Genomic DNA, 24,102 nt, shown 5'->3' on the forward strand with positions numbered 1-24,102 from the left:
CGTGTCAAAATACCGCAAACGCTTTCCGGAGCTGAGATTCAGCCTCCCGGAAGCCCGTCCGGCCGGCCTTAAAGCCGCCGTCCTAGCGGTAGTTGGTGAACTGCAATTCCAGCGGCAAGTCCGCGCCCCGAAGCAGGTTCATCGCGGCTTGAAGGTCGTCCTTGCTCTTGCCGGTCACGCGCAGCTGGTCGCCTTGGATCTGGCTCTTCACCTTGAGCTTGGAGTCGCGGATGAGGATGTTGATCTTCTTGGCGTTGTCCTGGTCGATTCCTTGCTTCATCTTGACGATCTGGCGCACCGTGCTTCCCGAAGCCGGCTCGATCTTGCCGTAGTCCAGATTGCGGATCGGGACGCCCCGCTTGATCAGCTTCGTCTGGAGAATATCGATGACGCTCTTCAGTCGGTAATCGTCGTCGGACGCGATCGTCAGCGCCTCGCCTTCCAGCTTGATGCTGCTCTTGCTTCCCTTGAAGTCGAAGCGCGTCTCGATCTCCTTCAGCGCCTGGGTCACGGCGTTGTTCACTTCCTGCATATCTACCTTGGATACGATATCGAACGAGTATTCCGATGCCATCTTCGCGTCTTCCCTTCCTTTATCCTTGCATTTTCTACATTATACCACGCGTCCGCCCCGCACAAAACCCGCGCCGGGCGCAGCCCGTCTCTTTCTCCTCCGGCCTTTTGACTCGTGCGGATCTTGGAAAGGGTTAGCCAATCGAATTCCGACATGCAAAAGGCCCTCGTCGAGGGCCTGTCTGCCTTGCATTTAACGCGCGCGCGTCGGAGCGCGGAGCATATCGAGAATCCCGAGCACGATCCAAGCGAGCCCGAAGCCCAGAATCCCGTATGCCCAGTTGCCCGGCGTCAAGTACCAGCCGATCAGGCTGACGATAATGCCGATCCCGACGATGACCCAGCTTACGCCCATAATCGATGACCTCCACCTCTGAAATTGGTGTACGCTTCCTCATTTTTCCCCAGGAGGAGGTCTCTTTATGCGGATTTACGGCGTAGGCGTCGGCGTCGCCGCGCCTTCCAGCGGCGTGAAGATGAATTTCTTCGAGCCTGCGGTGTCCCCGTCGTCCACGGCGACGCCGTCGATGGCGATCTGCGCGCCCTTCGCGTTGCCGACGTTTACGTAGATCGGGCCTTTCATCTCGAAGGTCAGCGTCTCGTCCGCGCTCGGCGTCTTGTTGTACAACGACTTGCCGGATGCGCTGTTCTCGTTGACGCCTACCCAGCTCTTGCCGCCTGGGAACGTGATCGTGAGCGTATGCGGTCCGGCCGGCGCGACTTCATAATAATACCGGCTCCCCTTCTTCTCCTTGAAGGTGACCGTCGTCGCCGCCGGGGGCGGCGTCGGCGTCGGGGTCGCCGTAGGCGTCGGCGTCGGGCTCGCTCCCGCGGAAGGCGACGACGTCCCCTGCGTGATCTGCGTATCCTGGTCCGACGTCTTCGGCGGCGTGTGGTCCTTGTTGTTCAACAGATACACGTAGACGACCACGATGATGAGGATCGGGAACAGCCACATAAGCAGCGTGACGGCTACTTTGCCCCAACGGTCGTTGTGCTGCACGCTTCGGCTCTTCGACTGCAGCATCGGCTCCGACGGCACCGTCTCCGCGGTAGGCGGCACGGGCAGTTCTTTATGATAAAGGCGAAGCACTTCCTCGGCGTCCAAGCCCACCGTCTCCGCGTAAGTCTTCACGAAGGCGCGGACGTAGAAAGACCCGGGCAGCACCTTGTAGTCCCCCGATTCGATCGCTTCCAGATATCGTTTGCGGATTTTGGTCAGTTCCTGAATATCGTCGAGAGTGTACCCCCGTTGCTCCCTCGCTTTGCGAAGCAGCAATCCCAAATCCGACACTAGCTTCACCTCCTGTATCGATGTTCTTAAAGGAGCCTCGCGGCCCTATAGGCGTTAGAATCCTTCGTCCAAGCCCGCCGTCGTGAAGTTCTCGTACGTAATCTCTTCGTCCGGCGTATTGCGCAGCTCGATGATGCAATCGAACACGTCGTAGTCGAAGTCGGATTCCCGCACGAAAATATCCGGATGCTCCACGACCTTGGTCGACGGCATCGTCATGATATCCTGGAGCAGATTGTAATGCTTCTCGTTGGAGCGGATCGTGCTGACGATCCCGTCGATGATGAACACGTTGTGCGGGTTCATCTCTTCCTCGGACAGCTGGCTGCGCACCGTCTGGCGGAGCAGCGTCGAGGAGACGAAGGCCCAGCGCTTGTTCGCGCATACGCTGCCGGCGATGATCGACTCCGTCTTGCCGACGCGGGGCATGCCGCGCAGACCGATCGTCTGGTTCCCGTCCCTTTTAAACAGTTCGCCTAGAAAATCCACCAAAAGTCCCAATTCGTCGCGGGTGAAGCGGAAGGTCTTCCGATCGTCCGAATCGCGTTCGATATAGCGCCCGTGCCGCACGGCGAGAATATCGGTCAGCCGGGGCGGCCGCAGCGTGATGATCGAGATATTTTCTACTTTCGTAAGCATTTTACCCAAAAGTTCGATTTTCTCATCGTCGTCGGTTTGCAAGAGCATCCCGCGGGTCCGATCTTCGACCCCGTTGATCGTCAGGATGTTGACTTCCAGCATCCCGAGGAGAGAAGCGATGTCCCCGAGCAAGCCCGGACGGTTCTTATGTATCTTATATTCCATGTACCATTGCTTCGTATCCATGCAGACACCTCATTACGGATTTCCTTCACTTCTCCATTCTACAACGGCCGCCATTCTCCTGCAAAAGCCAACACAAGATTCCTACTTTAGACCTATAAATAATCGGCTCTAAGTGCGCAAACGACTCCGCCTGGGATCAGGCGGAGCCGCTTCTCGTTTCGGAACGATCCGCGCGCGCGGATCGCTCAGCTATGCTGGGCGAGCTTGACCATCAGTCGGGCCATCGTCTTGCGCTCCGATTCGTCGCCGACGTCCCAGAGTTCCTTCAGCACGCGCTGCTCTTCGTTCTTCGGGTCGACCTTGTTGTCCAGGAATTCGCCGATCTCGTACGCGAGCTTGGAGATCGCTTCCTCGTCGATGCCCATGTTCTTGGCCGCATCTACGCGGTCGCCTAAAAATTTCTTCCACGACTCAAAATTGCTAAGCACCGTCGACATGGCGCAGCCTCCTTGGGTGGTTGGGATGATTACAATCGATAAGATGTCCAAGGCGCGCCCGACTTATGCCCGCAACCGCTGGTTATATTCGCCAGCCTCCGGTCAACCCGATCACTTGTCCGGTTACGTACCCGGCCTGCTCGGAGACGAGAAACCGCACGAGATCGGCCACTTCCTCCGGCTGCGCGAAGCGGCCCAGCGGAATGTCCGCGCGGAGCTCTTCCCGCTCCTCGTCCGTCAGCTCACGCATCATGTCGGTCTCGACGGCGCCGGGCGCGACCGCGTTGACCGTCACGCCCGCCCCTGCCAGCTCGCGCGCCAACGCCTTCGTGAAGCTGTTCAGCCCGCCCTTGGCCGCCGAATAGGCCACCTCGCCGGCGGAGCCGACCACGCCCCAGACGCTCGAGACGTGAACGATCCGTCCCCGGCGTCCCCAGGACATCGCGGGCCCGAAGTGCCGCGCGAGCCAATAGGCCGCCTTCAGATGCACTTGATGCAGATCGTCCCATACCGCTTCGTCGAGATCCTCCAGCAACCCGTAGTGGGCGGTGCCCGCGCTGTGCACGAGAACATCCGGCGCGAAGCCCCTCTCGTCCAGCCGGGCCTTCATCGCGGCGATCGACGCCCCGGAGCGGACGTCCGCCTGCATAGCAAAGGCTGCCGGCGCTCCCAAAGCGAGGCATTCGGCCGCCACGGCTTCCGCTTCGGCCCGCGAACGATGGTAATGCACGGCGACGCTGGCGCCGTCACCGGCGAGCCGCCGCGCGACCGCCGCGCCGATGCCCCGGGAAGCCCCGATGACCAGCGCGGCGGACGCGTTCGCCCGAACTTGCCGCATGGCCGCTTCGGTCAAGTCGCATCTCCCCGTACGATCGACACGGCGAGACGCGCGGGATCGGCATGCTCGCGCAGCCGCGCGTTGATCTCCTCCAGCGTGAGACGCTCATATATCGAGACGAGCTCGAACAAGTCGCCGCCCTTGTTGCGGTAGCGGGTGAACTCGCCCGCGATCGCCTCGGGGCTGTTCAGCATGCGCAGATACGCGCCGATCTTCTTGCGGCGGGTCCGCTCGAACGTCGCGGCCGGAATGCCTTGCTCGGCGGCGGACTTCAAAGCCGACGTCACGCGTTCGATCAGGGCGTCGGGATCGCGCGTGTCCCCGCCGATGACGGAGAAGGCGTAGCCCGGACCGGTGTTGTACTCGTGACCGAAGCCGTCCGAGATCAGGTTGTCGTCGTAGAGCGCCTCGTACAGCGGCGAGCTGGCGCCCAGCAGGGCGTCCAGCATCACCTTCGTGGCCAGCTCCCGCCGAACGGCTTCTTCTCCGCTCGACGAGAGCGGCGCTTCCTTGTAGCCGAACAGGCACTTCGGCAGCGAGACCGGCAGCTTCGTCTCCTTGCGGGCTTGGCGGACGCTGGCGGGCTCCTCGTCGAACAGCCGCTCGATGTCGCCGCCCGGCGGGAACGACTTCTTCGCCTGATTCGCCTTGATCTGGGCGAGCGTCGCTTCGCCGTCGATCCCGCCGACGATGAAGAACGTCATGTTCGACGGATGGTAGAAGGTGTTGTAGCAGTCGTACAGCTGATCCTTCGTGATGGAGCGGACCGACTCGGCGGTTCCCGCGATATCGATATGAACCGGATGATTCCGGTACAGGGCCTCGATCAGGCCGAAGTAGACGCGCCAGTCCGGGTTGTCGCGGTACATGTTGATCTCCTGGACGATGATGCCCTTTTCCTTCTCGACGTTCTCCTCCGTGAAGTACGGGTGCTGCACGAAATCCAGAAGCGTCTCCACGTTGGCTTCCACGTCCTTCGTCGCTGAGAAGAGGTACACGGTGCGGTCGAAGCTCGTGAACGCGTTCGCCGAAGCGCCCTGCGTGGAGAACTTGGCGAAGATGTCGCCTTCGGGCTCTTCGAACATCTTGTGCTCCAGGAAGTGGGCGATGCCGTCCGGCACCCGGTGCTCCGGCTGCCCGGCGGGCTTGAACCGGTTGTCGATCGACCCGTAGCGGGTCGCGAATGTCGCGTACGTCTTCGTGAAGCCCGGCTTCGGAAGGACGAATACCTCCAGTCCGTTGTCCAGCTTCTCGTAGATCAGCGTCTCTTGCAGCTGCGGGTAATCGCGCGTAGACATCTCAGTCCCCCTCCTTCTGGTCGCGCAGGAAGTAGATCGTGTCCAAGCCGACGCCCTGCGCAGCCTCGACGACTTGATCCGGCGTCACCGCTTCCACGGCCGCGATCATGTCTTCGCCCGTGCGTTCCTTGCCCGAGAGCACGGTGTTGTAGTCGAACCCGATCCGCTCGAACGCCGAATCCTGAATCTCGCGAAGCTGGTTGGAGAGCATCGCCTTCGTCCGTCCGAGCTCCTCCGCGTCGAACCGGCCTTGGCGGACGGCTTCGAGCTGCTCGCGAATGATCGTCAGCGCCTTCTCGTAGTTCTCGATCTCGATGCCGGATTGGATCGTCAGCAGCCCTTTGTGCCCGTCGAGCCGGGAAGAAGCGTAATACGCGAGGCTCGCCTTCTCGCGGACGTTGATGAACAGCTTCGAGTGCGGGAACGCGCCGAGCACGCCGTTGTAGACGAGCAGCGAAGGATAATCGTCGTCTCCGTAAGTCTGGCTCGTGCGCAGTCCCAGATTCAGCTTGCCTTGACCGACGTCCAGCCGCTCCACGATCGTCTGCGGCTCCCGGCGCGCCTGCCGCAGCTCCGCCCGCGCGTAGCCTTGCGGCGAGCCGTCCGACAGCTTGAACGCTTCGGCCGCCCACTGCCGCACCTCCTCGAGCGAGGTATCGCCCGACACGTACAGATCGAGCGACGCCCGGTCGAGCCATTCGCGGTAGCCGTCGTACAGCGCCTGCGCGCTTAAGCCGGGGAGTTCCTCCTTGCGCCCGAGCGCGAGCAGCCGGTAGGGTTCGTCTTTGCACATCTCCGCCACGCAGCGTTCGGCGGCGTAGCGGATCTTATCGTTGATGATCGATTCGATGCGTTTGGCGATCGTCGTCTTCTCCGCTTCGACGTACTTGGAGCGGAAGTGTCCGTCCTCCAGCGCCGGCGCGCTGAGCGCTTCGCCCAGGTAACCGATCGCTTCCTTCAGCAGCGACTGATCGCTGGAGACGAAGCGGTCGTTGATGATGTCCAAGCGGAATTGAACGACCTGATAGTCGCCCCTTTTGTACAGATCGAAGCCGAAGCCGGCGCCGTAGAGATCGTCGAGGCGCTCGCGGAACGCGATCGTCTCCGGATAACGCTGGGTGCCTCTCCGCAGCACAAAAGGGGTAAGCGCAACCTGCGTTACCCGCGATTCGTCCAAGGGGACTCCGGCAAACAGCGACAGCGAAAAAGTCTTGAAGCGTTGGGTCGGCAATACGTGAATGCGCAATCGGCCGATCGCGCCGCGCTGAAATACTTCGGGTTGCAAGGCGTCAATCCCCTTCCGTCACATACTGGATTCAGCCCCATTCTAACCGATGGCCCGATCCGAAGCAAATCTTGGAAAAGCCGATTTGGGCCCTGCGCGTCCGATCGGCCTGCCGGCAGTAGATAGGCCTGCCGATCGTCGGCTTACCGGCAGAAGATATGCTTGCCGATCGTCTTGTATTGGGGGCGCGACCAGATCCATTTGGACGTCGCCGTCTCCGGGTTGAAATAGTACAAGCACCCGTCCGAAGGATCCCATCCGCTGATCGCGTCCTTGACCGCCTTGGCCGCCTTCTCGTTCGGCGTCAGGTAGATCTGACCGTCCGCGACGGCCGTGAACGCGCCCGGCTGGAAGATGACGCCCGATACGGTATTCGGGAACTCGGACGACTTCACGCGGTTCAGGATGACCGCCGCCACCGCGACTTGCCCTTCGTACGGCTCGCCGCGCGATTCGCCGTAGACCGCGTTCGCCATCAGCTTCAGGTCCTTCTCCGAGATGCCCATGTTGTTCGAGGCCGGCAGATTGTTGCCGTTCGAGACCGCCGTCTCTTTGGGCGCGGCGGCGCTCTCTTCCTTGCCGAGATCGGCCGCGGTCGGCTTCCAGTCCTTGGTCGCCTGCCACAGCTTCAGCTTCGTCTTGGCGCCCACGACGCCGTCCGCCTTCATGCCGAACTTCCATTGGAACCACTTGACCGAATTCAGCGTCGTCGCTCCGAAATGTCCGTCCACCTTGTCGCCGTAGTAGCCCAGCGCCTTCAACCGTCCTTGAAGCTCGTATACGTCTTTGCCGGACGCGCCGGTTTTAATCGTAGCGGAGCTGAACGTCTCCTGACTGTCTTTCGATTTCTCCAACGTATACAGCCCGAACAGGCCGAACACGAGACAGACCGTAAGGATGACCAAACGATAGCTCATGAACGTCTCACGCCTTTCCCGTAATTTTGCGTTGCAGGTGGTCTTTGCTCGATGATTAGTATGAGAAAGGCCCAGCTCTGCTATTCATTATGAGAAGAGGAAAGACGGCGCGCCCCGGAAAGGAGGCTCGAACGTCGCATGCGGCGGGCCGAGCCGCCTCCGGTCGCGGCTATCGATTCAGGCGGACAAACAAGCCGTAACGGCTTCGACTTCATTGGAAAGAGGGCGTCGCGCGAGGATCGGAGGCGATGCAGTAACGGCTGAGCGCAAAGCGCATCCCTGCTGGATGACAAAGAAAAAACCGCCGGTAACGGCGGTTCAAGCGGTTCGGTTCAAGCGCTTCGGTTCATCTGCTCCCCCTCGGCGTCGATCAGGAGGAGCGCTGTTGGTATTGCTCCAGCGTGACCAGCACCTCGCGCGGCTTGCTGCCTTCGTACGGTCCGACGATGCTCCGGGCTTCCATCGAATCGATCAGCCGGGCCGCGCGCGTATAGCCGATGCGCATCCGCCGCTGCAGGAGCGACACGGACGCCTGCTTGGCCTCGAGCACGATGCCGACGGCTTGATCGAACAACTCGTCGAGCAGTTCCTCTGCGCCTTCTCCGTCGGACTCCTCCACTTCGGGCACGAGATCCTCATTGTACTCGGCGTCGCCTTGCCCGCTGGCATAGGCGACGACGGCTTCGACCTCATTGTCCGACAGGAACGCGCCCTGCACGCGGATCGGCTTGGAAGCGCCCATCGGGAGGAACAGCATATCCCCGCGGCCTAGCAGCTTCTCCGCGCCGACCATGTCGAGAATGGTGCGGGAGTCGACCTGCGACGACACGCCGAAGGCGATTCGGCTCGGAATGTTCGCCTTGATGACGCCGGTGATGACGTCGACGGACGGACGCTGCGTCGCGATGATCAAGTGGATGCCCGCCGCCCGCGCCATCTGGGCGAGGCGGCAGATCGCATCCTCGACGTCGCCGGCCGCGACCATCATGAGGTCGGCGAGCTCGTCGACGATGACCACGATGTAGGGCAGCACGCCGTCCGGGTTGTCCCCGCTCAGCATGAGCGTATTGTAGCCTTCGATGTTGCGCGTGCCGGACTTGGAGAATTTCTCATAGCGCTTCTCCATCTCCACGACGATCTTCTTCAGCGCGAGCGAGGCGCGCCGCGGATCGGTGACGACCGGCGCCAGCAGATGCGGAATGCCGTTGTACACGTTCAGCTCGACCATCTTCGGGTCGATCATGAGGAACTTGACTTCATCCGGCTTCGCCTTGTAGAGCAGGCTCGTGATGATGCCGTTGATGCAGACCGACTTGCCCGACCCCGTCGCGCCTGCGACGAGCATATGCGGCATCCGCGCCAGGTTGCCGACGATCGGCTGGCCGGAAATATCCCGCCCGAACGCGATCGTCAGCTTGCTCGGCGCCTCCTGGAACGTCGTCGTCTCCAGCACCTCGCGCAGCGTGACGACGCTGACCTCCGCGTTCGGCACTTCGATGCCGATCGCGGACTTGCCCGGGATCGGGGCCTCCATCCGAATGTCCTTCGCCGCCAGCGCAAGCGCGATGTCGTCGGTCAGGCTGACGATGCGGCTCACCTTCACGCCGACGTCCGGCTGCAGCTCGTAACGCGTAACCGCCGGTCCCCGCGCGACGTCCAGCACCTTCGCCCGGACGCCGAAGCTCTCGAGGGTCGCCTCCAGCTTGCGGGCGACCTCGCGTCCGTCCGCGCCGGAACCGCCTTTGCCCGCGCCCTGCGGCTTGCCGAGCAGATTGAGCGACGGCATCTTGTAGACGCGCCGCGGCTTATGTACGACGTGCGGCGCGGATGGCGCCGCTCCCGATCCTGCAGCCGATGCCTCGGGCGCGGCGGCCTCGGACCCGTCAGCTTCGCCTTCCTCGGCGAACAGCTTCTGCTGAACGAGCTGATCGTCGTCCGGCATGGCGAAGGATGCGAGCGTAGGATGCATGCGATCTTTCGCTTCCGCGTCGGATGCGTCGTCCGGCTCCCACGGCGTCTCCGCGGCGAACGAGGACACGGACGCCTCGAAGTCGTGGAAGCGCGGGCCATCGTCCTCCGGCTCGGGAGGCGTAAACCCGACGAGCGCCGGCTCCTCCTCGGCCGCTTTGGCGATCGACGCGGCGGCGGCCTTCTCCGTCCGCGAGGCCGGCTTCCCGTTCCGGGTTCCGATATGGACGGCCGGACCGCCGGACGAATAGAGTATCGGCTCGTCCTCTTCCTCCTGCTCGGGGTACGGCTGCTGCCCTTCCGGCTTGCCGTGGAACAGTTGGAAGAAGTACGGCTTGCGCCGCGACTCGGCCTGCGCGGGACGTTCGTCCTGCGGGTCGTCGTCCGGGATCGCCGCCATCGCCGCGACGGGCACGGCCTTCTTCGCTCCGCGCACGGGTACCGCCTTCGCGGCAACGAGCTTGCGGCCGTTCGAGAGGCGGTTGAAGATGAGCGGCGCGACGCGTCGGACGAACGTCCGCACGCTGCGCAGCATATCCACGTAAGAGCGGTTCGTGACGAGCATCAGGGCGATGACGAATTCGATCAGCAGCACGAACTTCGCGCCGTAGTAGCCGAACAGCCAGAAGAAGACCGAATACTGCAGCGCGCCCAGCAGCCCGCCTCCGATATCCTTCTCCCAGACGCGGACGTCCGGCTCGATCGGTCCCTGCCATAGCTGCTCGTACAACTGGTGGGTCGTCTGGCGGAAAATCTCCGAAGGGCCGAGCGCCCCCACCGGGTCGAGTCTCGCGTCGATGAAGGTCATCGCGCTGAGCAAGGTCATCCCGCAGCAGATCAGCACGAAGCCGCTCCGGCGGCTCGTCCACCCGCGCGGCCAAGCGCGCCGGATCATGACGTGAAGGCCGAGCCAGATGCCGGCGATCGGCAGCAGGAAATAAAACTTGCCGAGCGTATATCCGAACAGTTTAGAGAGCGAACGGCCGCCCGCAGCTTCTCCATACATCGCGATGACGGAGAGGGTGATAAGCAGGATGCCGTAGATTTCGTATTTGAGGCTTGCTCCAAGCGAGGCCTTGCGGCGCTTGCGTTTGGCCAATTTTGCCACCTCCCGGATCAACATTATACCATAGTTGTCCCGGGTTTACATGAGCGCCGCGTAGGCATTACCAGTCCGAGATGCCGATCCCCGGCTGCGTATCGAACGACATCTGTCGAACGCTGCCGCCGTCGCCGAAGCAGATCAATTGCCCTGGCGCGTATTCCGGGCGCAGATAGTGATCCAGCGGCGCGGCGACGAGCCGGACGATGCGTCCCACCCCCGGCGCGACCGGCGCCAGCAAGAGACGCGTCTCGCCGAAGGTCAGCTCCAGCATCGGCGGCGGATCCTCGCTCCAGCCTTCCATCACAATCTCCAATGGCATCGTCGTATAGAGGGTCATTGTACCGCCGCTCCTTCCCCGGCGTTCGCAACCTTGCGCTCCGAGATGCGGCGATTCAACTCGCGCAGCGCTTCGCCGATGCCGCCGATCGCGTCGATCAACCCATAGCGCACGGCGTCCTGACCGATGACGGTCGTGCCGATATCCCGCGTCAGCTCGCCGGTCTTGAACATGAGATCTTTGAACGTCTGATCCTGGACCTTCGAGTGCCGGGTGACGAAGCGGACGACGCGTTCCTGCATTTTCTCCAAATATTCGAACGTCTGCGGCACGCCGATCACGAGCCCGTTCATCCGGATCGGGTGGATCGTCATCGTCGCGGTCTCCGCGATAAACGTATAGTCGGCCGATACGGCGATCGGCACGCCGATCGAATGGCCGCCGCCGAGCACGACCGTCACCTTCGGCTTGGACAGCGAGGAGATCATCTCCGCGATCGCGAGACCCGCCTCGACATCGCCTCCGACCGTGTTCAAGACGATGAGGAGACCTTCGATCTTCGGATTCTGCTCCGCTGCGACGAGCTGCGGAATAACGTGCTCGTACTTCGTGGTCTTGTTCTGAGGGGGCAGCATAATGTGGCCTTCGACTTGGCCGATGATGGTCATGCAGAAAATATTCGATTCGGCCGGGGGAATGGTGATCTGCCCGAGCTGTACCAGATTCTCGGCTGGAGACTGCTTGCGCGCCTCCTCGGACGGGGCCGGCTGCTCCGCCGTGGCGGGATAGTCCTTGTCGTTCATGGGGGTTCCTCCTCCGCTTCGATCGTCGATCGCTTGACATAGTATGGGCCCCCTCCCGGCAAATATGCGGTTCGGCCACAGGTCGCCAACCTTCGTCCTGCCTTTCGCCTGCATGCCGAAGACCGCCCTGACCTCGCTGGGGGCGAGGCGGGCGGTCTTCGATTGAGTGTGTGGTGTGGGATATTGCCGGCAGTGCCGTTATACTTCCATGATGATCGGCAGGATCATCGGTCTTCTTCTCGTTTGTTCGTACAGGAAACGGCCGAGCGCGTCCTTCACGTTCGTCTTCAGCGAAGCCCACTCGTTCACGTTCTCGTTCATGAGCTTCTGCAGCGTGCCGGTTACGATCCGGTTCGCTTCTTCGAGCAGCCCCTCCGATTCGCGAACGTAGACGAAGCCGCGGGAGATGATGTCCGGTCCGGACAGAATCGTCCCGTCCTGCTTCGACAGCGTGACGACGACGACCAGGATGCCGTCTTGGGATAGGAGCTTGCGGTCGCGAAGCACGATGTTGCCGACGTCGCCGACCCCCAGTCCGTCGATCAGCACGTTGCCGGACGGAATCTTGCCGGACTTGCGCGCCGTGCCGTTCTGGAATTCCACGACATCGCCAATGTCGCAGAGGAAAATGTTCTCCTTGTCGATCCCGACCGACTCGGCGAGCAGCGCGTGGTGACGCAGCATCCGATATTCGCCGTGAATCGGGATGAAGTACTGCGGGCGGATCAGGTTCAGCATGAGCTTCAGCTCTTCCTGGCTGCCGTGGCCGGAGACGTGAACGCCGGAGACGGAGCCCGGACCGTAGATGACGTGCGCGCCGAGGCGCATCAATTCGTCAACCGTACGGCCGACATACTTCTCGTTGCCCGGAATCGGCGTCGCGGAGATGACGACCGTATCGCCCGGCAGGATATCGACTTTGCGGTGCGTAGAACGCGCCATGCGGGTCAACGCCGACATCGGCTCGCCTTGGCTGCCCGTGGACAGGATGACGACGCGATCCGCCGGCAGCTTGTTCACTTCCTCCGGTTCGATGAGCATGCCTTCCGGAATGTTCAAGTAACCGAGCTCGGACGCGATGGTGACGATGTTCACCATGCTCCGGCCGATGACCGTCATCTTGCGGCGCGTCTCGACGGCCGCGTTGATCACCTGTTGAATCCGGTGCACGTTCGAAGCGAACGTCGCCACGACGACGCGCTGCTTCGCGCGGCGGAAGATCTCCTCGAACTCGCGGCCGATATTGCTCTCCGACGGCGTGAAGCCCGGGCGTTCCGCATTCGTGCTATCCGACAGCAGAGCCAGCACGCCGCGGCTGCCGATCTCGGCCATCCGCTGCAGGTCCGCGTATTGGTCGTTCACAGGGGTATGATCGAACTTGAAGTCGCCCGTATGGACGACTACGCCTTCCGGCGTCTCCAGGCAAACCCCGACCGAATCGGGAATGCTGTGGTTCGTGCGGAAGAAGCTTGCTTTGATCGCGCCCATCTGAACTTCCGAATCCGCGTTGATCAGAATACGTTTCGTATCGCCGAGCAATCCCGCTTCCTTGAGCTTGTTCTCGATCAGGCCGAGCGTCAGCTTCGTTCCGTAGATCGGGACGTTCAGCTGCTTCAGCACGTACGGCAAGCCGCCGATGTGGTCTTCGTGACCGTGCGTCACGAGAATGCCGCGGACTTTTTCACGATTCTCCGTCAAATACGTGACGTCCGGGATGACCACGTCGATGCCGAGCATTTCTTCTTCCGGGAACTTCAGACCGGCGTCCACGACGACGATGTCGTTCCCGTATTGGATGACGTACATATTTTTGCCGATCTCTCCGACGCCACCCAGCGCATAAATGAGTAATTTGTCTTGGTTGTTCTTCTTAGACAAGTCTAGTACCTCCTACAATGGTTCGACGATCCCTTACCATATGGAATTGTCAAGTTGCAAATTTTGGCCGCACCCAATCACTCTTCCTCATTATACATGATGCCAATCCATCCATACAAGTCGGTCGGATTGCGACATTCTGTTACGTATATTCTCTCCAGAAACGACAAAACCGATGCCCGCGGGCATCGGTTGGAAGGCGCTTGAGGCGCCCGGTTCGCCAAAAAAGGATCAGCCGAGCAGTTGCCGGACGAAAGCGGATTCCGCCTCGGTCGCTTCGACCAAAGGCAGCCGCACGCCGCCGACGGGGAAATCCCGATGGGCGAGCGCGACCTTCACGGCGACCGGATTCGGCACCGGATGCGGACAATGGAACAGCCCTTTGAACACGGGATACAGCTTGGCGTTCAAGCGGGCGGCTTCGGCCACCCGGCCGTCCAGATACGCTTCGATCATCGCCTTCATCTCCGCGCCGACGACGTGGCTCGCCACGCTGACGATGCCGTAACCGCCGACCGCCAAGGCGGGCAGCGTCACGCCGTCCTCGCCGCTGTAGACCAGGAAGCCTTCCGGCGCGCTGCCGACGAGCTCGGTCATCTGCTCCACGGAGGCGCATTCCTTCGTCGCGAAGACGTTCGGCAGCTGCGCCAGGCGCAAGGTCGTCTCTACCGACAGGCTAACGCCTGTCCGACCCGGGACGTTGTACAGCATGACCGGCAGCGACGTCGATTCGGCGATCGCTTTGAAGTGGCGGTACAGACCCTCTTGGTTCGGCTTGTTGTAGTACGGCGCGACGAGCAGCACGGCATCGACGCCGGCCCGCTCCGCGATCGCGGTCAAGTGAATCGAATGGTTCGTGTCGTTGCTGCCCGTGCCCGCGATGATCTTGCACCGTCCGGAGGCCCGTTCGACGGCGAAGCGGAAGAGCGCTTCCTTCTCCGATTCGGACAGCGTCGGCGATTCGCCCGTCGTACCGCAGATCACCAAGCTGTCCGATTTCTGCTCCTCAATCAATCTGTCGATGAGTCGTCCCGTCACGTCCCAGTCAATCTGCAGTTCCTCGTTGAACGGGGTTACCATGGCCGTAATCAACCGTCCGAAGCTCATAGTCCTTCCTCCTCTAATATGCGAATGCGAATGGCAAGTCGAACGCGATTCGCTCTGCGGGGTGCCCTGCCGGTCCGTGCCGGTCAGGGGATGAGATGCAGCCCGAAGGCCGCGTGCAGCGCCGTCAAAGCCGGCGCCATATCTTGCTCGGAGACCAGCACCCAGATGGTGGTGTTCGAATCCGCGGATTGCAGAATCGGGATGTTGCAGCCCGTGAGCGCCTCGACGATGCGGGCCATGACGCCGGGTTCGCCGTTCATGCCGCCGCCGATGACCGATACCTTCGCGCAGCCGCCGTTCACGCGCGGGGCGAAGCCCATCTCGCGGAGCAAATGAATCGCGAGCGGCGCGTCGGCGTCCGTCACCGTGTACAGTACGCCGGCGGGCATCACGTTGATGAAGTCGACGCTGATCCCGTTCGACGCCATCGCCCGGAAGACGCGAAGCTGCAGATCGGACGGGCCGTCCTGCGTCTGGACCGAGATCTGCGTCACGCCGCGGACGTGCGCCAGGCCGGTCACGGTCCGGTCGGTCCAGCCGATCTCTCCGCGCGCGATGTTGGCATGCGTCACGAGGGTGCCTTCGCCGTCGGAGAACGTCGAGCGCACCCGTACTGGGACGCCGGCCTTCATCGCGACTTCGACCGCACGGGGATGGATAACCTTGGCGCCGTTGTGCGCCATATTGCAGATCTCCTCGTAGCTCACGACCGCGAGCTGGCGCGCTTCGCGGACCAGCCGGGGGTCGGCGGTGAGGATGCCGTCCACGTCGGTATAAATATCCACCACGGAGGCGTTCAGCGCGGCGCCCAGCGCCGTGGCGGAGGTGTCGCTGCCGCCTCGGCCGAGCGTCGTGATCTCCCCCGTCTCCGTGATGCCTTGAAAGCCCGCGACCACGACGATGCGGCCTTCCTGCAGATGGCCGGAGACGCGCTCGGGGTCGACGCGGACGATCCGGGCTGCGCCGTACTTGCCGTCCGTCAGGATCCCGGCTTGCCCGCCGGTCAAAGCGACGCTCGGCATGCCGGATTCATTCAACAAACTGCACAAAGTGGCCGCGGAGATTAACTCCCCGCAGCTGAGCAGCAGATCCTTCTCTCTGGGCGGCAGCGCGTTGCCGTTGCCTACGATCCATTCGAGCAGCGTATCGGTCGCGTACGCTTCGCCGCGTCTGCCCATGGCGGAGACGACGACGACAAGCTACCGGCCGGCATCGCGCTCCCGCCGAATATGACGGAGGACGTGGTGCCGACCGCTCGCGTCCGACAACGACGTCCCTCCGAATTTTTGCACCGTGATCATCGCTTGTTCCTTCCCCCGTCGCTAGTGATTGGCACTGTTGTCCGTTAGGAACGAAAGGAGTGCGTCCGCAGGTGCGAATAACGTTGGATGTTAGGGTTGGCGCTGGGCAATGTGCTCAGCGATCTGAACGGCATTCCAGGCGGCGCCCTTCAGCAGGTTATCCGATACGATCCACAGGTTCAAAGCGCGCGGGTTCGAGAGGTCCCGTCTCACGCGTCCGACGAACACTTCGTTCTTGCCGGCCGCTTCGGTCGCCAGCGGATAGCGCTGGTTCTCCGGATCGTCCACCAGGACGAGGCCCGGCGAATCGCTCAGCAGCGACTTGATCTCCGCGACGTCGAAGTCCTGCTTCAATTCGACGTATACCGACTCCGAATGGCCGTATACGACGGGAATCCGCACGCAAGTCGCCGTCACTTCGAGCGACTCGTCGTTCATGATTTTCTTCGTCTCGCGGATCATCTTCATCTCTTCGAGCGTGAAGCCGTTGTCCTGGAACTTGTCGATCTGCGGGATCGCGTTGAACGCGATCTGGTGCTTCACCGGCAGCGAGCCGACCGGCAGAATGTCCGGCTTCGGATCGTTGCCCGCGAGCACTTCGCCGGATTGGCGCAGCATCTCGTCGATCGCGCGCGCCCCCGCGCCGGATACGGCCTGGTAGGTCGAGACGATGATGCGGGAGATGCCGTAGCGGTCGTACAGCGGCTTCAGCGCCGCGACCATCTGGATGGTCGAGCAGTTCGGGTTCGCGATGATGCCCTTGTGCTCGCTCACCATGTCGATGTTCACTTCCGGGACGACGAGCGGGGTCTCCGGGTCCATCCGGTAGGCGTTCGTATTGTCGATGCAGACGGCGCCGTGCCGTACCGCATGCGGGATCAAGGCTTTGCTGACGTCGCCGCCGGCGCTGAACAGCGCGATCTGGACGCCTTCGAAGCTCTCCGGCTTCGCTTCTTCTACGGTATAGGACTCGCCTCTGAACGCAATCTTCGTCCCTGCGGAACGCGCCGAGGACAGAAGCTTCAACTTCGCGATCGGGAAGTTTCGTTCTGCGAGTTGTTTTAGAATCTGTTCCCCAACGGCGCCTGTTGCTCCCACAACGGCGACGTTAAACAACGGTTGAGTCGACATGTTGGTTTCTCCCCTCATAGCGGCAAAAATATCTCAAGCGTATTGGAAACGCTCAATGAGCATCGGTTGCAGTTGAGCGCCCTGCAGCGCAGCCTCGCAAGCTTCCAGGGCCAAATCCATGCGCGCGACCAGCGAATTCGGCTTGCCCTGCGGATTGTCCTGGCCGAACGGCACGAAGTAGATGTTCTTCGCGACGAGCAGCTTGGCGATGTTGGCCGCGTTCAGGCCGAGACCGTCGTTCGTCGAGATCGCGAGAACGAGCGGACGCCCGTTGCGCATCTGCGCCTTGGCGGCCATCAGCACCGGTCCGTCGGTCATCGCGTTCGCCAGCTTGCTGGTCGTGTTGCCCGTGCAGGGCGCGATGATCATCACGTCGAACTTCTTCGACGGGCCCAGCGGCTCCGCATCGACGATCGTGCTGATGATCTCGTTGCCCGTCAGCTCCCGCAACTGGGATTGCCAGTGCGCGGACGCCCCGAAACGGGTATCCGTCGTCATGATCGACTGACTGGCGACCGGGACGACATTCGCGCCGGCTTCGACGAAGCGCTTGATCTGCGGCATGACTTCCGGCAGCGTACAATGCGAGCCGGATAGCGCGTAGCCGACCGTGATTCCCTGCCAATTCATGGCGTATTCCCCCGTTTGTGGTCTTCCAGAATCATCTGGGATAGACTATTCGCGATGATTCGACCTGCCGTCTTGGGGGCGACGATTCCGGGCAATCCGGGCGCGAGCAGCGCCTTGATGCCGCGCTTCTCGGCGAAGCGGAAGTCCGTGCCGCCCGGCTTCGAGGCCAGGTCGATAATTACCGCGCGCAGCGGGAGTTGGGCGATCACTTGTGCTGTGACTATCATATTCGGAATTGTATTAAAAATCAAGTCGATATTCCCGGCCTGACGCGCTATATCCGCTATATAAAACGGCTCGAAACCCATTTCGTAAGACCGTGCGAACGACTCTTCCCGGCGGACGCCGGCGAGCACTTTGGCGCCTAGACCTTGGAGGGTCCTCGCCATCGTCAGCCCGGTACGGCCCAAGCCGAGCACCATGCAGACCGAACCGTGAATGGTAATGTCCGTGTTCTGGATCGCCATCATAAGCGCGCCTTCGGCCGTCGGGATCGAATTGTAGATCGCCACGTCGTCCCGCTCGAACAGTTCGACCAAACCGAGGTGATACTTTTCGCACAGCCGCCGCAAGTAAGGTTTGGCCATCCCCGTGTAGATCTTGCAGGTCTTGGGCATTGCGGCCGCATGAGCCTCGGTGAACTTCAACTCTTGATCGGTAAAGATCGCCGCGATCGTCCCGTCATCCTCCGTCCCGACCGCCGGCAACAGAAGCGCGTGCGCGGAACTTAGCGCTTCGGGAGTCCATTCGCCCTTCACCACGCCAGAATACGGCGTATCGAGCCGGTCGAACCCCATCAGCGTAACGGCCGCGTCGAGCTCGGTCAACCGACGGATGATCTCCAACTGCCGCGCGTCGCCGCCCGCAAGCACGATCTGCACACCCGTGAGCATAAACGCCTTCCCTCCTTTCGACTTGTATGCGGGCATGACCGCCGAACCGCGCCTCCGAAGGTCGGTCGGACGATGACGCTCACGACAAGATCCGCAAAGCTTACTCCTTGCATATCCTATCGTATGCAATCGCCTATCGGCGGGTGCGGGGCGCCCGGCAAGTTGTCGGCCGACGCGAATCTTCTATTATATATAGCGCTTGTATGACCCTAGAAAACGAAGGCGAGGCGTTGCGCAAATGCTTCTTCCTCCGGCCGCGGTTCTCTCCTCTTCGTTTGAATCCTAACGGTCATCATTCATCAAAAAAACGCCTCCCCGGCACGAGGCCGCAAGAGGCGTATCTTCACTTGCCCGTATGTCCGAACCCGCCCGCTCCGCGAACCGTGTCCGGCAATTCGTCCGTCTCTTCGAGCGCGATCTGCGGGACCCGCTGGAAGACCATCTGCGCGATGCGCTCGCCGCGCTCGATCGTGAACGGCTCCTGCCCCAGATTGATGAGCAGCACCTTCACCTCGCCGCGGTAATCCGCATCGATCGTGCCCGGCGTGTTGAGGCACGTGACGCCGTGCTTGAAGGCCAGGCCGCTCCGCGGCCGAACTTGCGCTTCGAGCTCCCGCGGCATCGCCATCGCGAATCCCGTCGGGATCAAGGCCCGCGCGCCGGGCGCCAGCGTCACGGGTTCCGAAACGGCGGCATGCAGGTCGAACCCCGCCGCCCATTCGGACATTTGCTTCGGAAGGGCTACGTCTTCATTCCCCGGCAGCCGCTTCAATTGAACTGGATACAACGAATTCCCTCCCTAGTCCGGACAACACTTTCTCGTTGCCGCCGACCAACGCGACGGCGCTTGCTTCTCCCATGATGCGTCCCATCATCTCGTTCACGTCGTCCATCGTCACCGCATCGATGCGTTCGATCATCTGATCGAGCGTGAGATGGCGTCCGAGCATGAGCTCGTTCTTGCCCAGCCGGTTCATCCGGCTGCTCGTGCTCTCGAGGCTGAGGATCAGGTTCCCCTTCAGCTGTTCCTTGCCGCGGTTGACCTCGGCTTCGCTCAATCCCTTGGCCGAGATCTCGCCGAGCAGCTCCATCGTCAAGTCGTATACGTCCTGCGTCTGCTTGGGCGCCGTTCCGGCGTAAACCGTGAACAGGCCGCTGTCTGCGTAGGACGTGTGGTACGAATAGACGGAATAGGCGAGTCCCCGCTTCTCGCGGATCTCCTGGAACAGCCGGGAGCTCATGCCGCCTCCGATCGCGTTGTTCAGCAGCGTCATCGCGTACATCTTCGGGTCCCCGATCGAGCAGCCCGGGAACGTCAGGCAGAGATGGTTCTGCTCGGTCTTCTTCTGATGAAAGAGCGCGTCCGAGCGGAAGACCGGGCGCGCCAGCGTCGACGCTTCGGCGCGAACGTCGAAGCGTCCGAAGTGGCGCTCCAGCAGTTCAAGCGCTTCTTCGCCCACGTTGCCCGCCAAGCTCACGACGACGTTGCCGACCGTGTACTGCCGGGACATGTAGCGGCGCAGGTCCTGAGGCCCCATCGCGTTGAGACGTTCCGCCGTTCCGAGAATGGAATAGGCGAGCGGATGATCGCCGTAAGCCGCCTTCGAGGCCAGATCGTGCACCGTATCGTCCGGCGTATCCTCGTACATCGAGATTTCCTCAAGGATGACGTTCTTCTCCTTGGCCAGCTCTTCGTCCGCCAACTGCGATTCGAAGAACATATCCGAGAGGATATCGACCGCGATCGGCAGATGCTGATCCAGCACCTTGGCGTAATAGCACGTATATTCCTTGGAGGTGAACGCGTTGACGTTCCCGCCGATGCCGTCGAAGCGGTCGGCGATCTCCTTCGCGGAGTGGCGCTTCGTTCCTTTGAACAGCATATGCTCGATAAAGTGAGAGATCCCGTTGTCTTCCGGCGACTCGTAGCGGGAACCGGTCTTTACCCAGATGCCGAACGAGACCGAACGGCATGTCGGAATCGATTCGATCATCACGCGCAATCCGTTCTTCAGCGTATACTTATTCAACCGATTTCCCCCTAGCGATGAATGATATCACTATACCAAAAATCGACACCCGACTCAACCGAACGACAAGTCTCGCCAAGCTCAGCCTCGCTTGGCCGGCTGAGCCGGCGCGGCATCCAACCGCCGCGGAGAGAGCGTGTCGGATACCGTGCCCGGCGTCAGCCCCTTCGCCCGGATCGCCCGGATCATGCCTTTGAGCGCCGCTTTGGAGGTCGGCGTCGGATGCATCAGGATCAAGGTGCCCGACTTCGCGTTCGCGGCCACCTTGGCGACGACGCCGTCCGCGGGCGGGAGCTTCCAATCGATCGTGTCCAGCGTCCACAGCACCGTCGTCAGTCCGAGACCGGCGGCGATGCGGACCGTCCTCGTGTCGAAGTCGCCGGAAGGCGGCGCGAACAGCTTGTTGCTGACGCCCAGCTTGTCCTTCAGCAGCGTCTCCGTGCGCACGATCTCTTCCCGTTGCCGCGCGTCGCTCAGCGTGCTCATATTTTTGTGCGTGTAAGCATGATTGGACACCTCATGGCCGCGCCGGAGAATCTCCTTGGCCGTCTCCGCGTTCTTCGACAGCCAACTGCCGTCGAGGAAAAAGGTCGCCTTCGTCCGCTCCTCGTCGAGCGTATCCAGCATCGCCCGGAGATACTCGTCTCCCCATGCCACGTTGATCATCAGCCCGACCATCGGCTTGTTCGGATTGCCGCGATAGACGGGCGAAGGCGGCAGATCCGAGAGGCCGACCTCGGGGGGCAATTCGCGGTATACCCAAGGGATGCCGTCCTCGGCGCCGCCAACGCGAATTCCCATCGCCTTCGCCCGCGCATAAGTCGCCTGAATGTCCGCTTCTCGGCCGTTATAGCCCGGAATCGCTTTCCATACGCGATCGACGACCGCATCCGCAGGGGCGATCCGCCGCTTGTCGGCGGCGCCCGCGATCCAGGCGAGCAGCGGATCGGTTGCCTCCGCCGTGCCGGTCTCCCCGAATGCAATGGCCGCCGAGCCTTCGTTCTTGACCGCTTGCACATAGTCGTGCAGCGGACCGTATCGCCCTGCCGCCAGCACGGCCGCGAGCAAGGCCAACATAATCCCGAGCCGAGCGGGAGACGCCTTGTTCATCGCTCCGATCCACCCCTTCATTTCCGATCTTGCCCGCGGTCCGGCAGGAACGCGCAAGCGAGCCTCGCCTTCCCTTGTCCGATCGATGCCTCGCCTCCATCCTATGCCAAAACCGCTCCGATTATGTACAAGTCCCCGGCATTCTCGGAGAAGTCGTTGCGGATGGCGTTTTCGACGGATCAGAATGTATAAGTTTCGCTTGGCAAAACAAAAAAGAGACTGACGAAATCGGTCTCTTTTGAGAAATCAAGATATGAAGGGTGTAGCGGCTTACTGTGTGGATACCTGCTCCGGATTCAGCAGCACCTTGCGGGACAGGTTGACGCGGCCCATCGCGTCGATCTCGGTGACCTTGACTTGCATTTGATCGCCGATCTTGACGACGTCCTCGACTTTGGCGACCCGCTCGTTCGAGAGCTGGGAGATGTGCACCAAGCCGTCCTTGCCCGGCAGAATCTCGACGAACGCGCCGAATTTCTCGATCCGCTTGACGGTGCCCAGGTAGATCTCGCCTACGACGACTTCGCGTACGATGCCTTCGATGATCGAGCGGGCTTTCTCGTTCGCAACCGCGTCGGCGGAAGCGATATAGACCGTGCCGTCCTGCTCGATGTCGATCTTGACGCCGGTATCCTCGATGATCTTGTTGATGATCTTGCCGCCGGAACCGATGACGTCGCGGATCTTGTCCGGGTTGATGTGCATCGTGATGATTTTCGGCGCGTACTTGCTCAGTTCCTTGCGCGGCTCGGCCATCACTTCGAGCATCTTGCCGAGGATGAACATGCGGCCTTCGCGGGCTTGGTCGAGCGACTGCGTCAGAATCGAACGGTCGATGCCGTCGATCTTGATGTCCATCTGGATCGCCGTGACGCCTTTGGCGGTTCCCGCCACCTTGAAGTCCATATCGCCGAGATGGTCTTCCATGCCTTGGATGTCGGTCAGGATCGTGAATTGATCGCCGTCCTTGATGAGCCCCATCGCAACGCCCGCGACCGGCGCCTTGATCGGCACCCCTGCGTCCATCATGGCCAGCGTGCTGGCGCAGATGCTCGCCTGGGACGTCGAACCGTTCGACTCGAGCACTTCGGAGACGAGGCGAATCGTGTACGGGAACTCGGATTCGGGCGGAATGACCTTCAGCAGCGCGCGTTCGCCGAGCGCGCCGTGTCCGATCTCGCGGCGTCCCGGCGCGCGAAGCGGACGCGCTTCGCCGACGGAGAACGGCGGGAAGTTGTAGTGGTGCATGAACCGCTTCGATTCCTCCAAGCCGATGCCGTCGAGGATCTGAACGTCGCCCAGCGGTCCGAGCGTACAGATGCTCAGCGCCTGGGTCTGGCCGCGGGTAAAGAGGCCGGAGCCGTGCGTGCGCGGCAGCAGCGAGACGTCGCCGGAGATCGGACGGATCTCTTCGGGCTTCCGTCCGTCGGGACGGATCTTGTCGTGCGTGATCAAGCGGCGCACTTCGTTCTTCACGATGTCGTACAGCACTTCCTTGACGTCGCCCAGCTTCTCCGGGGCGTCCGCGTACGCGGAGGCGAAGTGCTCGACCGTCTCCGCGTTGATCGCGTCGATCGCGTCTTGGCGCGCATGCTTCTCTTCGATACGGACGGCTTCGACCAGCCGCGCTTGCGCGAAGGCGACGACGTCGCTCTCGACGGCTTCGTCAACGGCGTGCAGCTTCACTTCCATCTTCGGCTGCCCGGCGGACGCGACGAGCTTGTCAATCGTGTCGACGATCTTCTTGATCTCGTCATGACCGAACATGATCGCTTCCAGCACGTCGGCTTCCGGCACTTCGTCCGCTTCGGCCTCGACCATCATGATCGCGTCGCGCGTACCGGCGACGACGACGTACATGTCGCTCTTCTCTTCTTGCTCGACCGTCGGATTGACGATGAATTGACCGTCGATTCGGCCTACGATGACGCCGCCGATCGGTCCATTGAACGGTACGTTCGAGATGGACAGCGCCGCCGACGTGCCGATCATGGCCGCGATCTCGGGAGAGCAGTCTTGATCCACGCTCATGACCAGGTTGACGATCTGCACGTCGTTGCGGAACCCTTCCGGGAACAGCGGGCGAATCGGGCGGTCCGTCAAACGGCTGGCAAGGATGGCCTTCTCGCTCGGACGTCCTTCCCGCTTGATGAATCCGCCCGGGATCTTGCCGACGGCATACAGCTTCTCTTCATAGTTGACCGTCAACGGGAAAAAATCGAGATCTTTCGGTCCCGGCGATGCGGTAACCGTGGACAGCACGACGGTGTCGCCGTAGCGGACGACGACGGCTCCGCTGGCTTGCTTCGCCAGCTTGCCGGTCTCGAGCGCGAACGGCCGGCCGCCCAATTGCATTTCAACGCGATGTTCCATTGGAAATCCCTCCTCTATTCGGACTTATG

General features: G+C 61.8%; 21 protein-coding genes and 1 pseudogene. All 22 read right to left on the reverse strand.

Annotation, left to right across the window (positions count from 1 at the left end; translation table 11 throughout):
- Positions 1-82: 82 nt before the first annotated feature.
- Complete coding sequence (locus H7C19_RS19350) at positions 83-574, reverse strand: YajQ family cyclic di-GMP-binding protein (RefSeq protein WP_185670688.1); 492 nt, start codon at positions 572-574, stop codon at positions 83-85.
- 192 nt (positions 575-766) lie between these two features.
- Positions 767-928, reverse strand: coding sequence for a hypothetical protein (locus H7C19_RS19355; RefSeq protein ID WP_185670689.1), 162 nt, complete (start codon positions 926-928; stop codon positions 767-769).
- Positions 929-1,003: 75 nt separating this feature from the next.
- Positions 1,004-1,867, reverse strand: a complete 864-nt coding sequence (locus H7C19_RS19360; protein WP_185670690.1) for a helix-turn-helix domain-containing protein — start codon at positions 1,865-1,867, stop codon at positions 1,004-1,006.
- Between the two features lie 54 nt (positions 1,868-1,921).
- Positions 1,922-2,692, reverse strand: a complete 771-nt coding sequence (locus tag H7C19_RS19365; protein WP_185670691.1) for a DUF3388 domain-containing protein — start codon at positions 2,690-2,692, stop codon at positions 1,922-1,924.
- 185 nt (positions 2,693-2,877) lie between these two features.
- Positions 2,878-3,129, reverse strand: coding sequence for a DUF3243 domain-containing protein (locus H7C19_RS19370; protein WP_185670692.1), 252 nt, complete (start codon positions 3,127-3,129; stop codon positions 2,878-2,880).
- An 82-nt stretch (positions 3,130-3,211) separates the two neighbouring features.
- Positions 3,212-3,967, reverse strand: coding sequence for an elongation factor P 5-aminopentanone reductase (gene ymfI, locus H7C19_RS19375; RefSeq protein WP_185670727.1), 756 nt, complete (start codon positions 3,965-3,967; stop codon positions 3,212-3,214).
- Between the two features lie 11 nt (positions 3,968-3,978).
- Complete coding sequence (gene yfmH, locus H7C19_RS19380; RefSeq protein ID WP_185670693.1) at positions 3,979-5,265, reverse strand: EF-P 5-aminopentanol modification-associated protein YfmH; 1,287 nt, start codon at positions 5,263-5,265, stop codon at positions 3,979-3,981.
- A gap of 1 nt (position 5,266) precedes the next feature.
- Positions 5,267-6,550 (reverse strand): EF-P 5-aminopentanol modification-associated protein YfmF, encoded by a 1,284-nt coding sequence (yfmF, locus tag H7C19_RS19385; RefSeq protein ID WP_185670694.1) that lies wholly within the window; start codon positions 6,548-6,550, stop codon positions 5,267-5,269.
- Between the two features lie 143 nt (positions 6,551-6,693).
- Positions 6,694-7,467 (reverse strand): spore cortex-lytic enzyme, encoded by a 774-nt coding sequence (sleB, locus tag H7C19_RS19390; protein WP_185670695.1) that lies wholly within the window; start codon positions 7,465-7,467, stop codon positions 6,694-6,696.
- A gap of 370 nt (positions 7,468-7,837) precedes the next feature.
- Complete coding sequence (locus tag H7C19_RS19395) at positions 7,838-10,534, reverse strand: FtsK/SpoIIIE family DNA translocase (protein ID WP_376775385.1); 2,697 nt, start codon at positions 10,532-10,534, stop codon at positions 7,838-7,840.
- Positions 10,535-10,601: 67 nt separating this feature from the next.
- Positions 10,602-10,877: a YlzJ-like family protein gene (locus H7C19_RS19400; protein WP_185670697.1), complete on the reverse strand. Its 276-nt coding sequence runs from the start codon at positions 10,875-10,877 to the stop codon at positions 10,602-10,604.
- Entirely contained in the window at positions 10,874-11,620 is a 747-nt protein-coding gene (locus H7C19_RS19405; RefSeq protein ID WP_185670698.1) for a ClpP family protease, read from the reverse strand. The genes H7C19_RS19400 and H7C19_RS19405 overlap by 4 nt, the downstream gene beginning before the upstream one ends.
- 198 nt (positions 11,621-11,818) lie before the next feature.
- A complete protein-coding gene (locus H7C19_RS19410) occupies positions 11,819-13,498 on the reverse strand; it encodes a ribonuclease J (protein WP_185670699.1) in 1,680 nt (559 codons plus the stop codon).
- A gap of 231 nt (positions 13,499-13,729) precedes the next feature.
- Positions 13,730-14,605: a 4-hydroxy-tetrahydrodipicolinate synthase gene (gene dapA, locus H7C19_RS19415; RefSeq protein ID WP_185670700.1), complete on the reverse strand. Its 876-nt coding sequence runs from the start codon at positions 14,603-14,605 to the stop codon at positions 13,730-13,732.
- Between the two features lie 83 nt (positions 14,606-14,688).
- A pseudogene (dapG, locus tag H7C19_RS19420) lies at positions 14,689-15,906 on the reverse strand (aspartate kinase).
- Between the two features lie 90 nt (positions 15,907-15,996).
- The gene (locus H7C19_RS19425; RefSeq protein ID WP_185670701.1) at positions 15,997-17,037 is read right to left on the reverse strand and encodes an aspartate-semialdehyde dehydrogenase; all 1,041 of its coding nucleotides are present in this window, start codon (positions 17,035-17,037) and stop codon (positions 15,997-15,999) included.
- Positions 17,038-17,070: 33 nt separating this feature from the next.
- Positions 17,071-17,667 carry a dipicolinate synthase subunit B gene (locus H7C19_RS19430; protein ID WP_185670702.1) on the reverse strand — a complete coding sequence of 199 codons (597 nt, stop codon included), beginning with the start codon at positions 17,665-17,667 and terminating at the stop codon, positions 17,071-17,073.
- Positions 17,664-18,560: a dipicolinate synthase subunit DpsA gene (gene dpsA, locus H7C19_RS19435; RefSeq protein ID WP_185670703.1), complete on the reverse strand. Its 897-nt coding sequence runs from the start codon at positions 18,558-18,560 to the stop codon at positions 17,664-17,666. Before dpsA ends, H7C19_RS19430 begins: the two co-directional genes overlap by 4 nt.
- A gap of 343 nt (positions 18,561-18,903) precedes the next feature.
- Complete coding sequence (gene dut, locus H7C19_RS19440; RefSeq protein WP_185670704.1) at positions 18,904-19,347, reverse strand: dUTP diphosphatase; 444 nt, start codon at positions 19,345-19,347, stop codon at positions 18,904-18,906.
- Entirely contained in the window at positions 19,310-20,590 is a 1,281-nt protein-coding gene (locus H7C19_RS19445) for a M16 family metallopeptidase (protein ID WP_185670705.1), read from the reverse strand. The genes dut and H7C19_RS19445 overlap by 38 nt, the downstream gene beginning before the upstream one ends.
- Positions 20,591-20,671: 81 nt before the next feature.
- Entirely contained in the window at positions 20,672-21,721 is a 1,050-nt protein-coding gene (locus tag H7C19_RS19450) for a polysaccharide deacetylase family protein (RefSeq protein WP_246469605.1), read from the reverse strand.
- Between the two features lie 249 nt (positions 21,722-21,970).
- Positions 21,971-24,073 carry a polyribonucleotide nucleotidyltransferase gene (gene pnp / locus H7C19_RS19455; protein WP_185670707.1) on the reverse strand — a complete coding sequence of 701 codons (2,103 nt, stop codon included), beginning with the start codon at positions 24,071-24,073 and terminating at the stop codon, positions 21,971-21,973.
- Positions 24,074-24,102 lie beyond the last annotated feature (29 nt).

Origin of the sequence: Cohnella nanjingensis (assembly GCF_014212125.1) — a bacterium.
In the GTDB taxonomy this organism is placed as follows: Bacteria; Bacillota; Bacilli; order Paenibacillales; family Paenibacillaceae; genus Cohnella; species Cohnella nanjingensis.